The organism is Acinetobacter sp. NPDC052428 (assembly GCF_044547685.1).
Lineage (GTDB): Bacteria > Pseudomonadota > Gammaproteobacteria > Pseudomonadales > Moraxellaceae > Acinetobacter > Acinetobacter lwoffii_G.
The window spans coordinates 20,385-34,101 of sequence record NZ_JBIUAT010000012.1 but is presented as its reverse complement, the minus strand read 5'-3'; the positions used below and the strand labels follow the sequence as shown (position 1 = coordinate 34,101).

At 39.9% G+C, this 13,717-nt stretch carries 12 protein-coding genes; 7 read left to right on the top strand and 5 right to left on the bottom strand.

All coding sequences use genetic code 11. From position 1 onward, the window contains the following. Window positions 1-128 precede the first annotated feature (128 nt). From gatC to gatB, 3 genes are read left to right on the top strand one after another with little or no spacing between them, the layout of a single operon-like run. The gene (gene gatC / locus ACIG3F_RS08610) at window positions 129-443 is read left to right on the top strand and encodes an Asp-tRNA(Asn)/Glu-tRNA(Gln) amidotransferase subunit GatC (RefSeq protein WP_064095715.1); all 315 of its coding nucleotides are present in this window, start codon (window positions 129-131) and stop codon (window positions 441-443) included. A 52-nt stretch (window positions 444-495) separates the two neighbouring features. Next, window positions 496-1,974, top strand: a complete 1,479-nt coding sequence (gatA, locus tag ACIG3F_RS08605; RefSeq protein WP_396469839.1) for an Asp-tRNA(Asn)/Glu-tRNA(Gln) amidotransferase subunit GatA — start codon at window positions 496-498, stop codon at window positions 1,972-1,974. Beyond that, window positions 1,974-3,455 carry an Asp-tRNA(Asn)/Glu-tRNA(Gln) amidotransferase subunit GatB gene (gene gatB / locus ACIG3F_RS08600; RefSeq protein ID WP_396469838.1) on the top strand — a complete coding sequence of 494 codons (1,482 nt, stop codon included), beginning with the start codon at window positions 1,974-1,976 and terminating at the stop codon, window positions 3,453-3,455. Before gatA ends, gatB begins: the two co-directional genes overlap by 1 nt. Before the next feature lie 44 nt (window positions 3,456-3,499). Here gatB and ACIG3F_RS08595 read toward each other — a convergent pair whose 3' ends face one another. Further along, window positions 3,500-4,708 carry a toll/interleukin-1 receptor domain-containing protein gene (locus tag ACIG3F_RS08595; RefSeq protein ID WP_184118956.1) on the bottom strand — a complete coding sequence of 403 codons (1,209 nt, stop codon included), beginning with the start codon at window positions 4,706-4,708 and terminating at the stop codon, window positions 3,500-3,502. Window positions 4,709-4,780: 72 nt separating this feature from the next. On the opposite strand from ACIG3F_RS08595, the gene ACIG3F_RS08590 reads away from it, so the two are divergent. Then, a complete protein-coding gene (locus ACIG3F_RS08590; RefSeq protein WP_396469837.1) occupies window positions 4,781-5,386 on the top strand; it encodes a hypothetical protein in 606 nt (201 codons plus the stop codon). 151 nt (window positions 5,387-5,537) lie between these two features. Here the strand turns inward: ACIG3F_RS08590 and ACIG3F_RS08585 are convergent, their stop codons facing one another. From ACIG3F_RS08585 to sbmA, 4 genes are all read right to left on the bottom strand, one after another. Beyond that, window positions 5,538-5,933, bottom strand: a complete 396-nt coding sequence (locus ACIG3F_RS08585; protein WP_396469836.1) for a lysozyme inhibitor LprI family protein — start codon at window positions 5,931-5,933, stop codon at window positions 5,538-5,540. A gap of 77 nt (window positions 5,934-6,010) precedes the next feature. Next, window positions 6,011-6,532, bottom strand: a complete 522-nt coding sequence (locus ACIG3F_RS08580; protein ID WP_005251208.1) for a hypothetical protein — start codon at window positions 6,530-6,532, stop codon at window positions 6,011-6,013. A gap of 277 nt (window positions 6,533-6,809) precedes the next feature. Continuing rightward, complete coding sequence (locus tag ACIG3F_RS08575) at window positions 6,810-7,775, bottom strand: hypothetical protein (RefSeq protein ID WP_396469835.1); 966 nt, start codon at window positions 7,773-7,775, stop codon at window positions 6,810-6,812. A gap of 688 nt (window positions 7,776-8,463) precedes the next feature. After that, a complete protein-coding gene (sbmA, locus tag ACIG3F_RS08570) occupies window positions 8,464-9,657 on the bottom strand; it encodes a peptide antibiotic transporter SbmA (protein ID WP_005267165.1) in 1,194 nt (397 codons plus the stop codon). A gap of 503 nt (window positions 9,658-10,160) precedes the next feature. On the opposite strand from sbmA, the gene ACIG3F_RS08565 reads away from it, so the two are divergent. The 3 genes from ACIG3F_RS08565 to ACIG3F_RS08555 all read left to right on the top strand — a co-directional run bounded on the left by ACIG3F_RS08565 (window position 10,161) and on the right by ACIG3F_RS08555 (window position 13,692). Then, a complete protein-coding gene (locus ACIG3F_RS08565) occupies window positions 10,161-10,355 on the top strand; it encodes a hypothetical protein (protein ID WP_004279347.1) in 195 nt (64 codons plus the stop codon). A gap of 1,065 nt (window positions 10,356-11,420) precedes the next feature. Beyond that, window positions 11,421-12,302 carry a trehalose-phosphatase gene (gene otsB, locus ACIG3F_RS08560; protein ID WP_396469834.1) on the top strand — a complete coding sequence of 294 codons (882 nt, stop codon included), beginning with the start codon at window positions 11,421-11,423 and terminating at the stop codon, window positions 12,300-12,302. Then, window positions 12,259-13,692, top strand: a complete 1,434-nt coding sequence (locus ACIG3F_RS08555; protein ID WP_396469833.1) for a trehalose-6-phosphate synthase — start codon at window positions 12,259-12,261, stop codon at window positions 13,690-13,692. Before otsB ends, ACIG3F_RS08555 begins: the two co-directional genes overlap by 44 nt. The last annotated feature ends 25 nt before the right edge of the window (window positions 13,693-13,717 follow it).

Below are 13,717 nucleotides of genomic sequence, written 5' to 3'. Positions count from 1 at the left end.
ACGTTCTCAGTTAAACTTTATATGGACGCAAGGTGGCCACTTTAACTAAATGTGATGATTTGGACAAGTCAATCGCTTATCATAACGCATGATAATTTGAATTTTTTTAATACTGATTAGGTAATATTATGTCTACATCGGATGCACAGCATTCTGCAGATTTAAGTGCAGAAACAGTTTCAGCTATTGCCAACCTCGCACGGTTATCTCTCAATGATACGCAATCTGCTGAATATGCTCAAAGTTTAAATAAAATTTTAGGCATGATGGAAACCCTGAAAGGCATCAATACCGACGGTGTTGAACCCCTAAAAAGCCCTTTCGACCACCCTCAGCCGCTACGTGATGATGTGGTTACCGAAACCAATCATCGTGAGCAATACCAGGCAGTTGCACCTGCTGTTCAGGATGGCTTGTACCTCGTACCGCGGGTGATTGAGTAATTACTACCCAGTTCATTCTTTTTATTAAATTAAACGTAAAGAATTATTTCTCATGACAGATTTACATCGCTTATCCATTCGTGAACTTAGTGAAGGTCTGGCAAATGCCCAGTTTTCATCTCGCGAATTGACTGAACATTACTTAAAGCGCATTGCAAAAATTGATGCACAGGTTAAGGCTTATGTGACGGTAACTGCTGAACAGGCATTAGCTGAAGCTGATGCTGCCGATGCTGCAATCAAAGCTGGCAATGCCTCTGCCCTGACTGGTGTGCCAGTTGCCCACAAAGACATTTTCTGTACCCAAGGCATCAAGACCACTGCCGGTTCAAAAATGCTGGACAATTTTATCTCTCCTTACGATGCAACCGTAGTAGCGAAAGGCAAAGCTGCGGGCCTGGTCACTTTAGGTAAAGTGAACATGGACGAATTCGCGATGGGTTCAACCTCTGAGAACTCATATTACGGCGCAACGGCTAACCCTTGGAACCTGGGTCATGTCCCAGGTGGCTCTTCTGGTGGCTCTGCGGCAGCCGTTGCAGCCGATCTAGCTCCATTTGCAACCGGTACTGACACTGGTGGTTCAATCCGTCAACCTGCATCATTCTGTGGTCTGACTGGTCTTAAACCGACTTACGGTCGTGTATCGCGCTTCGGTATGATTGCTTATGCATCATCATTAGACCAAGGTGGTCCGATGGCGCGTTCGGCAGAAGACTGTGCTTACCTGATGAACGTAATGGCAGGTCATGATGCCAAAGATTCAACCTCAATGGACAAAGATGTTGATGACTATGTGGCAAATCTGAACACTACATCGGTAAAAGGCTTGCGTATTGGTATTCCAAAGCAATACTTCAATGTGGAAGGTCTGGATGCAGACGTAAAAGCACGGGTTGAAGAATCCTTAAAAAAACTGGAAGACATGGGCGCAACTTTGGTTGAGATTGATCTCAATATGACTGAAAGCTATGTGCCGACTTATTACCTGATCGCACCTGCTGAAGCTTCTTCGAATCTGTCACGTTATGACGGCGTACGTTATGGCTACCGCGCAGAAAACCCGGTGGACCTGATGGACCTGTACAAACGTTCACGTTCAGAAGGTTTTGGTGCCGAAGTGCAACGCCGTATCCTAATTGGTACGTATGCCCTGTCTGCAGGTTATTACGATGCTTACTATGTAAAAGCACAGAAAGTACGCCGTCTGATCCAGCAAGATTTCCTTAAAGCATTTGAATCTGTCGATGTCATCGCAGCACCTTCTGCGCCAACGACTGCCTATAAAATTGGTGCGGATTTAACTCCGGTTGAAATGTACCTGGGCGATATTTACACACTTGCAGTAAACCTGGCAGGTCTTCCTGCGATTAACGCGCCTGTCGGTTTTGACCAAAACAACTTGCCAGTTGGCTTACAGCTGATTGGTAATTACTGGTCAGAATCTCAATTGTTGTCTGTGGTACATCAGTATCAACAAGCAACAGATTGGCATACAAAACGCGCTGCAATTGCTGAGGAGAATGCATAATGGCTCAAGCTCAAAAATCGGCTAAACCAAAATCCAACCTGATTGATGGTTGGGAAGTCGTTATTGGTATCGAGATTCACACTCAGCTTGCCACCAATACCAAAATTTTCTCGGGCTCATCGACTGTATTCGGTAATGATCCAAACACCCAAGCCAGCCTGGTTGATTTAGCCATGCCGGGCGTATTGCCGGTATTGAACAAAGAAGTGGTTGATCTTGCGATTCGCTTTGGTCTGGGTATCGATGCTTACATCGACCAGGCGTCTGTGTTTGCACGTAAAAACTACTTCTATCCGGACTCTCCAAAAGGCTACCAGATTAGCCAGATGGACAACCCGATTGTGGGCTTGGGTCATATCGACATCCAGCTTGAAGATGGCACGGTTAAACGCATTGGCGTAACGCGCGCGCACCTTGAAGAAGATGCAGGTAAATCGATCCATGACCAGTTCGAAGGTATGTCAGGCATCGACTTGAACCGTGCAGGTACGCCTTTACTTGAAATCGTATCTGAACCGGATATGCGTTCAGTTGAAGAAGCGGTTGCATACATTAAAGCGATTCACACGCTAGTGCGCTGGTTAGGCATTTCTGACGGTAACATGGCGGAAGGTTCGTTCCGTTGTGACTGTAACGTGTCTTTACGTCGTCCGGGTCAACCTTTCGGTACACGTTGTGAATTGAAAAACCTGAATTCATTCCGTTTCATTGAACAGGCGATCAATGTTGAAATTGAACGTCAAATGGAAATTCTGGACTGGGATGGCACCATTGATCAAGAAACGCGTCTGTTCGACCCTGTAAAGATGGAAACGCGTTCAATGCGTTCTAAAGAAGAAGCGAACGATTACCGCTACTTCCCTGACCCAGACTTGTTGCCTGTGGTGATTGCTGATGAGCAAATCGAAGCCATTAAAGCAACCATGCCTGAGCTTCCTGCTGCACGCCGTGCACGTTTCGTGGCGGACTTTGGTGTGACTGAGTACGATGCACACGTTTTAACGCTTACACGTGAAATGTCAGAGTTTTACGAAGAAGTTGTCGCTGCTGCTGGCGGTGCTGCACAAGGTAAGATTGCTGCGAACTGGGTGATGGGTGAATTCTCAGGTGCTTTAAACAAAGCTGGCCTAGACCTTGCTGATTCTCCTGTGTCGAGTGAGAAACTGGGTGGCATGATCGCACGTATTGTCGATAACACAATTAGCGGTAAGATCGCGAAACAGGTGTTCGGCTTTATGTGGGAAGAAGGCAAAACTGCAGACGAGATTATTGCTGAGAAAGGCTTGAAACAGGAAACTGATACAGGCGCGATTGAAGCAATCATTAAAGAAGTACTTGCTGCCAACGAGAAGATGGTTGAAGAGTATAAATCTGGTAAAGAGAAAGCCTTTAACGGTCTGGTTGGTCAAGTGATGAAAGCATCACGTGGTAAGGCAAACCCTGCTCAAGTCAATGAATTGATGAAGAAATTGATTGGTTAAGTTGATCTTTCTTTAAAAGAAAACCCGCGAAAGCGGGTTTTTTATCATTTTTTAGTTTTTTTCTTCAATTTTTTCTGTTTTCTTCGTTTTTCTTTTTCATGCTTTTGCTTTATTGCCTTAAAAACTTCTTTATTAGGTTTAATTTTTTTCGGCACTATTGCAGCCCATTCAGGTGATCGATTCTTTTCTTTAAGAACGTCCTTTAATGTTTTTACAACTAACTCTGATTTTAAAATCATATTATCATGATCTATTGAGCTAGGATCAAAGCTAAAACCCTCAGGCATTTCGAGAATATTCGTAAGATAGAATTTACCAACTTTTCGGTATCTTTCTAAAAAATTATCTAAGTTAATACTACTTTTTGGGGTCATTAAATTTACACGTGAAATAGCCATGAAAAGCTTTTCATCATTTTTTAAATCCATACCCTCAGATAAATCTTCCAAATAACTAAAATTAGGTCCAATCATCACTTTGTAATGAGCAATATTTTCTTTATCTACCTCAGTTACGATTGATACTCGTAGTTTTTCATCAATATCGTTCTCACCTATTCGATTACGAATAGCATCAAAGATCAATTTACCATTTTCAGGATATTCAAACCCAACACCTAAAATAGGAATATCATTTTCATCTATTGGGTTATATGCAAAAGCTGTACCTTTCCACTTAGCTTTATTCCATAAATCCTCATCTATTAACCCCGAAACGAATAATGTCTTACGAGATTTTTCTTCAAGTGGCTTCAAATCAGAAGATACAGGGTTATCTTGTCCCAATTTAGGTCTTAAGCTTTCTGACTTACCAGCTAATCTATTAATTAGCTTATTTTTTTGCTTCTCATTAGAAATATCGTAATAAGTATATGGCTTTAATGGATCTAAAATATATTGCACTTGATCTGTATCAAAGAAAATTGGTATATATTTTGTATTGTTATTTACGCTCTCATAAATATTTTGAATAATCTGCGTGGTTTCCCATTTAGCACCTAACCCTTTAGGCTCGTTACTAGAATCTTTACTTCGCGCATAATAGATAGGAGAAGCTACTACTAATACAAAATCTGCTTCATCAATTTGTTTGAGCATCCATTTAGCCCATCCTTGTGGTGGAGCTTCTTCATATTGATCGATTTCAGAATCAATCCCTTTAGCACGTAACTCGTTAGAAAATTGCAGAACCTGATCACTAAGTTTTTCACTTTCATGAGCATAACTTATAAAAACTTTAGGAATTTTTGCCATATAATTCAACTTAAAACTTTTTATATTTTAATTATATAGTATCACTCATCAATAGATCACACCAAAAACAACATGACCATCAAAAAAGTATCCTCTATCTCCAAACTCGAAGACTTAGGACGAATTCAACTTTCAAAGTCTTTCTTTATGCGTGACTTCCTCTATAGCGAAATCGCTAATTGGTATGGTGTACCCAACTTCCCCGATCATCCTGAAAAAGCCATCTACACAGGTACACAACTGTGCGAGCAACTGCTCGAACCACTTCAAGATAAATTTGGACGAATTGCAATTCGCTCCGCATATCGCTCACCAAGCGTCAACCAACTTGGCAATGAAAAAGGACACAACTGTGCCAGCAATGAGAAAAACTTTGCCAGCCATATTTGGGACTATCCCGACGAAAAAGGCTACGGCGCAACGGCGTGTATAGTCATTCGTTCATTTCTAGAACTGTATGAAAAAGACCAATCCAACTGGCGACAGCTTGCCTATTGGATTCATAACAATCTGAACTATAGCCATCTACAATTTTTCCCAAAACTTTGTGCTTTTAATATTGGCTGGCATGAACAGCCTGCACGGGAAATTTATAGCTATATTCAACCGAAAGGTTATTTGTTGCGGGGTGAAGCTGTGAATAAAGAATTTGAGAAATTTTATCCTGATTTATTGTAATCATTAATCCCCCCAAATCCCCCTTTTTCAAAGGAGGACTTGCCACGTCATCAATTGATACGCGTGGTTCCCTCTCCTGAGCAAGTTTTAAAGCACTGCTTTAAAATGAAGCGCAAGAAAGGATGAGGGCTAGGGAGAGGATTTTTTTAAATTAATACTCTTCTCTTAAATTTTCTAATTCAGTCGCACGTGCGGCAGTCGCTTCCATGTAACAACTATTGCTATTTACAGTTGCAATCGTCCCTCCATTCGGGTCGGCATAAAAATCGCAATTGGCATCACGATAGCGAATCCAGAGACGCTGAACCTCTTGAAGCTGTTTTTTACGGTTTGCATTCAGCGATGCCATCGTCTGTTTATAGGCATTATTTAACCGTGTATCTTGGCGATCTGTTTCGGCCGCAATACAATCCAGCATATTTGCAGTAACGCCACCTGAGCGATCCATACAATTTGAGTATTGCCGACTCAAATCATTGTCCCCTGCGTACAGCGCAGGAGGAAGTATAAACATACTTAAACCCAATAAAGCAGTGCGTTTGAACATAACAACCCCTATCTTTTCATTTATGTTATTCATAATAAATACCATAATTGAACCCTGGCACGCATGCATTCAATCAGTTATTTCCCTCTTAACTCACCCAACTTATTCCACACATCCGGTGTCAAGAAAGTGACCACCAGTTTATTTAAATCCACATAACGCAGCACACCTTTAAGCTGACTTTTCACTTCAGGATTTTCTAAAATTTCCTCACCGGTAATCCGTCCAAGTTCCTGAAAACTGTCACCCACCGCTTGTACGCCTTCCGCAGCAATTACCGCTTTGGTCTGTGCAGAACATTGCTCTACCAATATACGCTGCAATACTTGGGCTAAATTTTTATCCAGCTGGGTTCTTTGTGCTTCATTCACATTACTGAATTTCTTCAATTCCGGATGTGCAGATAAGGCAACAAAGGTCCATTGCAGCACCGTTGTTTTATCTGCTGCCGTGGTGGATTTCACCAGACAGTTACTCAGCTGCTCGACGGTTGGCCCCGCAATAGCCATTTGGGTGGTAGCCATCAAGGCCATTGCCATTAATCCCCACCGAATTTTAGCTGTAAATCTGCGACGGATAACCTCAGTTTGGCGTGACATAAGCGAATCTCTTTTTTAACAATCAGCTACTTTGTATCATAGACTCGCACCTTGCCCGTGTTATTACTCTGTAATTTATGGCAATACACAAGCCACGGGCAAAAGACCGATATCTGATTAGGTGTATTGAGTGTAAATGTGAGTTTGAGATTAGAAATCCCCGTCTCTGTTCAGCATTTTTTAAGACGCCACTTTAAAAAAAAGGCGAGTGAAAGCATCCTCAGAATGTATTTTAAGGATGCTCGAAAGAGGATGGATTAAGAAGGAAAAAATAGTCCTACTTCACCTGCCTGAGCATATTCTTTGCTCCGGCATGATTATAATTATTGGCCAGGTTTTGCAAAATTTTTACCGCCTGACCTTTGGCATTGGAAAAACGGCTGCTATAACTCGGCACACTGGTTAAACAGCGCGCTACCAGCATCCCTGATTCAGTATAGACACGTGTTCCCTCTGTGCCCTGCAATTTGCCATAGTTATAGGCACGCTGGGCGTTGTTACAGGCATTATTCAGATTCTTACCGCTATTAATATCACGTCGCGCTACCACATAGATTTTCATCTGATGTTGTTGCGGTGTTTCTGCTACCGCAGCTCGAGCTGATGCCGCTGCTAGCTGCTTTTTCTCTGCTTCTTTTTTCTCAAGCTCTTTTCTTTCTAATTCCTTTCGCTCTAATTCTTTACGTGCTGATTCCTTCAGTTCATTTGTCGTCTTTGCGACAGGAGTCTTAGGAGGAGTCATGGTTTTTATCAATGCAGGGGTGGTTTTCTCCACAGCAACCCTGGCTTTAGTTGGACGATAAAAGTTTTTTGCTTGAGAAGGGCTCATGACCTGGGTGAGTAGTCGAACACTACGCGTCTGGCTAGATTTATCAACTTGTCGTTCAGAAGTTGGTTCAATCGAGACAATCCAGCTTTCAGTCAGGTCATCCATACGACACTGATAGGCACCACTACCCTGTACAACACCCCGATTGGTACTCAGGCGTTTGCGCTGGGCAACATCTGCCACGGCACTAAAATTACTTTTATACAGCAGGGAAAATTTACCGCCCTGTTCATGACAATATTGCGTCAGTATCGAACGCGGATACATGGCCTGAGTCGTGTTATTTTTCTGAGCTTGTCCCCAAAGATAAACATAATCTTTTGCACTACCATCACGTTGATTCAAAGCCCGTTTGGCAATCAGTTCTTCCGGACTGGCAAAAGGATGTAACACCTCTGATTTCAACCGATTCACGCTATTACATCCAGCTAAAGCTGCTGCCCCTATTATTAGAATTATTACTTTTAGCTTCACAGCAAATATCTCAACCCCAAAATCCCGTATAACATAGCTTAAATAGCACAAAACAACAAACACAAGATATTGATAACTATAATATTTAAATGGTAAAAAGGCACATATCAGCCTCAACTTTGCTGATTATGCCAAGCTTCATGTGATAAAAATTGACACAAGTATCATTTTTAAATCAGTTCAAATAATAAACAATTCCATTCAGGACTCAAGAAAAAGATAGAAAAAACACATAAAAAACCGAAGAAGGCGGTGAGTCCTTCTCCGGCGGCTTATTCAGGGAACGCTACAGGCCTTTATTATAATGGGTAATAAATTTACCTTTTATCCGCTGTAACATTGCCTGAACAAGATCAGCATAAGAATAATTTCCTCAACGTACACTTGTTATTTTTATACGTCAAACCACCGGAAATTAAACACCATCTTGGCTGGCCCTTAGGATTCTAGACAAGAAAAAAATGTCTGAATACCCCAATATTAGGAGGTTCTGACACGATTTACCTAAGTCATCTGACCAACGGTCAGATCGATATTTTCCATTGGATTTTGTAGACTAAATCGCCATAAAAAAAGCCAAACCTAAAACTGTTTGGCTGATAAAGCAGGATAATAATACGAGAAAAAATTAATCAATATGTGATTCAAATGCTTTCAACCGTTTATAGATCGACATCAGTTCAATAATCGTCGGCCAAGACAGAATCAGATACTGGAAAGATTCCCGCACTTTGCCGAACACATTCAGGATTTGCATCATCAAACCAAGAGTAATTGCCCCTGCTGCAATACTTGGAAACAGAATAAATAATCCGTAAATATTATCTAACTGCAAGTACCAGATCCGAACCATGTTGAAATAAGCATAGTGAAAATACAACCGGAAATAATTCCAGCGTACTCGGCTAAACAGTTCTTGGAGTGTCAGCGGATGTGCGCGATCAGCATAATCTTCGCCATAGACCAGCTCTTTACGATAGGCTGCCTCAACCTTCTGGTTATTAAACTCCAGTCCGGGCAGCTTCATTCCCACCACCATCAAAATAACCGTACCCAATACTGCCCAGCCGATCGAGGCCCACATCAAAGCATGCGGTATTTCTCCTACAATTGGTAAAACTTTCACATGACTAGAGAGCTGATATAAGATCGGCAAGAATGCCATCAGCAACATCAGCGCTTCGATCAAGGAAACACTTAACTGCTCCGTGGTTTTGGCAAAGCGCATGGTATCTTCCTGGATACGTTGTGATGCACCTTCAATATGACGTAACTGCTCCCAATGTGCGGTGTAATAATCATTCATTGCGGTACGCCAGCGGAAGACATAATGACTGACAAAAAACAGGTTAAATACCGCTAAAGTGACATAAACCATCGCAATATAAATAAAGGTTAATGCGCCTTGATACAGCAATGAAACATCCCCACCACCCTTAGTGAGCATTTGTTGAATCTGATCATAAAACGGGCTATACCATTCGTTTAATACGACATTGACCTGTACCCCGAACCAGATATTAAACAGAATAAATGCCGAGCCCCAGACCGACCAGCGCTGCCATCGGTGTCTGGCTTTCCATTGCCAGAACAGCGCAAATATCGTAGTTGCTATGAAATACCAGAGATAGAACCAGATGAATTGAGCTGACCAGAAACGCCCGATACCGATTGTAAGCTTTTCATCAGAATAACCTTCAGGAAAACCCAGATAGGTTCCCCATCCTGATCCGCCACTATGCCAAAGCACAAGATTAATGATAAACCACAAAATCAGGCTGCTAAAAAACCAGACGGGTTGCGGGAAAAATGACTTAAACATGCCGACCCAGTTCTCCTTATGTCTCTTGGTCATCCAAATGACGCATAGTTTATTCTTATTTTAGATTTTTACTGTTATAAAGCATTAATTTTCAATTTAGTGTAAAAAAGGATAGAAAGATATCGAGTCTCTAGAAAATTATTTTTATCATTCAGCTCTGCGTTATGATTTTCCTTATATTCTCGATTTTTATCATTTAGCCGAGCGATATCAAAAAACAGAAAAATCATAATATTTTTGACCTTTCGTTATTTTGATAGACTTTTTTATGCCTGTTATCTGTCGGGTTTATGTAAAAGAACTTCATGCTTCTGAGCACTGCGAGAATAGGATGAAAATCAGACATACTGCATGTCTTCTAGGTATCTTTAATCTAAATAGAGCACTACTCCCTATTTGAATAAGTCATTGATCAAGTTCTCAGTTTTTGAAGAAACAGTTAAATTTTCAAAAATCATGCTATGATTTAATTATCGAAAAGTAATCTTATTTTGGAAAAAACTATGGAAAGTTCAGTAATTGAATTACTTAAACCGGTGACTCTACAAAAAGAAAACTGCGACCCTATTATTTTTGAAGCCGGTACTGTTTTGAAAGTGGTCATGCAGACTCCAACCAGTCTTCTGGTCAGTAATGATGATGACTTTAACTTTACAATTCCTTTAAAAGACAAAAATGAAGTGTGGCGAGAGATCTGAGTATTTTTATCTTATGCAAATAGACGGGTTGTATCTGAGTTTGGTTTTTTAACTTACTTATATGATACGACCCTTAGCTTCTCTCCGCTTTGATTGCTCTTTTATTATTTTTTCAAAAAATTATTTCTTGCCTCTTCTGTCATCATTTACTGATTTTAAATTGGCTCATATGCATTTAAGCGAAAAATTCTTTTTAATTAAAACATCACTTAATTTTTTGGCCTATGTAAGATCACTGATGATCTGTTTTTCCGTCTTTTGTATCTGCTCTGTCCTTGCAATGACACCTTTACATCTCTTCTCTGTTTAGCTCAATTTCATCTAACACCTACGCTTCGATTCAAAAAAAGAATATTCAAGTTATTTTCAGAGTTTAGTCATAGAACTGGCGTTCGTCTTTCTCCGATTTTTTATCCTCTGATAAAATTTATCAATAAGAATTAAAAAATAATCTGAGATGCTAAATTAAGAGGCTGTTTAAATTGTATAGCTCTGCAATTGGTCCCAAGAAAATTTGATAATACGAAATTTCCCTCTAGCCAATATTAGTATTTTTTCTTTTAAGACAGCTTAGCCAATTTTAAAAATTATTAATTTTCATAAACTTAAGTTAAATATTTTAATTATATATACCTGATTTATAAATTTATTTAGATTATTCTATTTAAAAAGATCTCAAAATTACATCTCCCTCATATATTTAAAAATAAAAAAATAAATTAATAATAAATACTATATTCTAAAAAATTAATTAAAAAATACATATTCAAAAATAACGATTAAATAATAAATCTTATTATGTAAAATCCTGAAAAACAATCAATCCAAGAAAATCTTAAAATATAAAATCCTCATAATTTATTTTTAAAATTTATTAACAATACTGGATTTCTACCAAAATATTTCTAAATCTTACAAAGTAACTGTACTTGTTAAAAGTGTTTCGTTTCTGCACTTAAAGCCAGTCTGTTAAATTAAATATGTTATAAATTTAATCAAAGCAATGACCATTCAGGTAATTCTAACTTTTAAATCAATTTAACTTCAGAGGCTTAGGTAGTATTTATGTCGACTCTAAAAGAAGATCAAGACCTAGAAGATTCACTTGCTACATCTTCTTATATATTACCTCAAGTGATTTTAAATCAACTCAAACCTATTATTTATTCTCATAAAATTGTTTTATTTCTTGATATTGATGGAACCATTTCTGAATTCCACCCAGATCCAGCAAAAAGTATAATTAAGAGCGAAACCTTAAATACTTTAAAAGAGTTACAACAATATATTCAGCTAGTATTAGTGACCGGTCGCTCAATTGCACAAGCCCAAAAACTTATTTATCCATTTGACTGGAATATTGCAGGCTCTCATGGTCTGGAATTAAGCTATCAATCGCGTTTAAGCAAGTTGATTGATTTAAATCCTGAACAGTTTGAATTATTAAAAAATTATATTACAGAGCATAGTAATAATATTCCTCAGACTCGAATAGAAATTAAAGACTATTCAGTCGCCCTGCATTTTCGTGAACACCCCCATTTAGAGCATCAAGTGCATGCATTTGCCTTAGATTGTCTCGCCCATTTTCAGAATTTTGAACTTAAGGCTGGAAAGTTTGTATTTGAACTGGTGCCCAAAGGTGCAAATAAAGGTTCAGCTATCCAACAAATCATTCAGCAATATTACTTAAATGATCATTACCCCATTTTTATCGGCGATGACCTGACCGACGAAGCCGGTTTTCAAGTCATCAACACATTCAAAGGCTGCTCTATCAAAGTCGGTACAGGCAACACCGTGGCACAACATCGCCTCGAGAACGTGACTCAAGTACAGGCTTTTCTAGCAGAATTTTTAGAAATACTGAAAGCACAACAACAATTATTATTGGAGAAATTACATGTCGAAACTCATAGTGTTATCAAATCGTGTAAATCTACCTAAGTCAGACAATACACAGGCAGGTGGATTAGCGGTGGCATTGCAGGATGCTTTGCAGGATATAGGCGGTATCTGGGTTGGCTGGAATGGATCCCGAGTTGACCAGACAAAAGAGCAGAAGTTTCAAATCCTGAAGCATCAAAATGTTGAATATCACACGAGTCCATTGACTGAATCCCAATATCAAGGTTTTTATTGTGGTTTTGCCAACAATGCGTTGTGGCCACTGATGCACGACCAGCATCAGCTTGTAGATTATCAGCCGCAGGATTTTAAAATCTATCAGGATGTCAATTTGCGTTTTGCCAAGCACCTGAAACAGGTGGCATCTCCACATGACATTATCTGGATCCATGATTATCATTTTTTAAGCGTGGCGCATTATTGCCGTAAACTGGGCATGCGTAACCGTATTGGCTTTTTCCTGCATATTCCCTTTCCTGAACTAAGGCTCTGGCAGACTTTAGCCGCCCATCGCGATCTGGCACATCATTTGGCCAACTACGATGTACTGGGTTTGCAGACCTCTCGCGATCAGGAAAACTGTCTGAATTTCCTTGAACAGACCTTAAAAGTGCAGCATCGTCACAATGAAATCCTGAATTATCAATCTCGGAAGATTCATGTGAAATGCTATCCGATTGGTGTACATCCTGTGCAACTACAGAATCAGGCCTCAGATACTCATCTGGAAAAGCTTCCCTTTGATCTGGATACAGTGCAGCCGTATAAGACCATCATTTCAGTTGACCGGATTGATTATAGTAAAGGCTTATTGGAGAAAATCGGATCGTTGCAGAGCTTGCTGGAAGATCAACCGGAGTTTAAAAATCAATTCCAGCAATTACAAATTGCCTGCCCGTGCCGACTGGATGTAGAAACCTATAAGAACCTGTATACGCAATTTAAATCTGCCGTACATGAACTCAATAGCCAGCATGGCACAGCAGACTGGTTACCCTTCGATTGCAGCTATGACACCTTGGGCCATGAGGCCTTGATGCAACTGTATCGTAAGGCAGATATTTGCTGGGTAAATTCGATCCGGGATGGCATGAATCTGGTCGCCAAGGAATATATTGCAGCACAAGACCCTTTAGATCCAGGTGTCTTAATTTTATCTAAATATGCCGGTGCTGCTGAACAAATGAAAGAAGCCTTACTGGTCGATCCTTATGAGCATGACAGTATGGCCAAAGCCTTAAAAAAAGCACTGCGCATGTCTAAATCAGAACGTTTAGAGCGCTATCGTTATTTAAGCCAAGGCTTGAAAAATTTCGATATTATTCGCTGGCGTGATCAGTTTATCACTGACCTGAAAAACTCACAAAGCTTGCGGATCTATCGCCCGGTGGCTGCAGGAGCTTCAAACCAGTTCAGTATGCATGCCTAAATTTTTAAGTAAAAAAACACCAGCA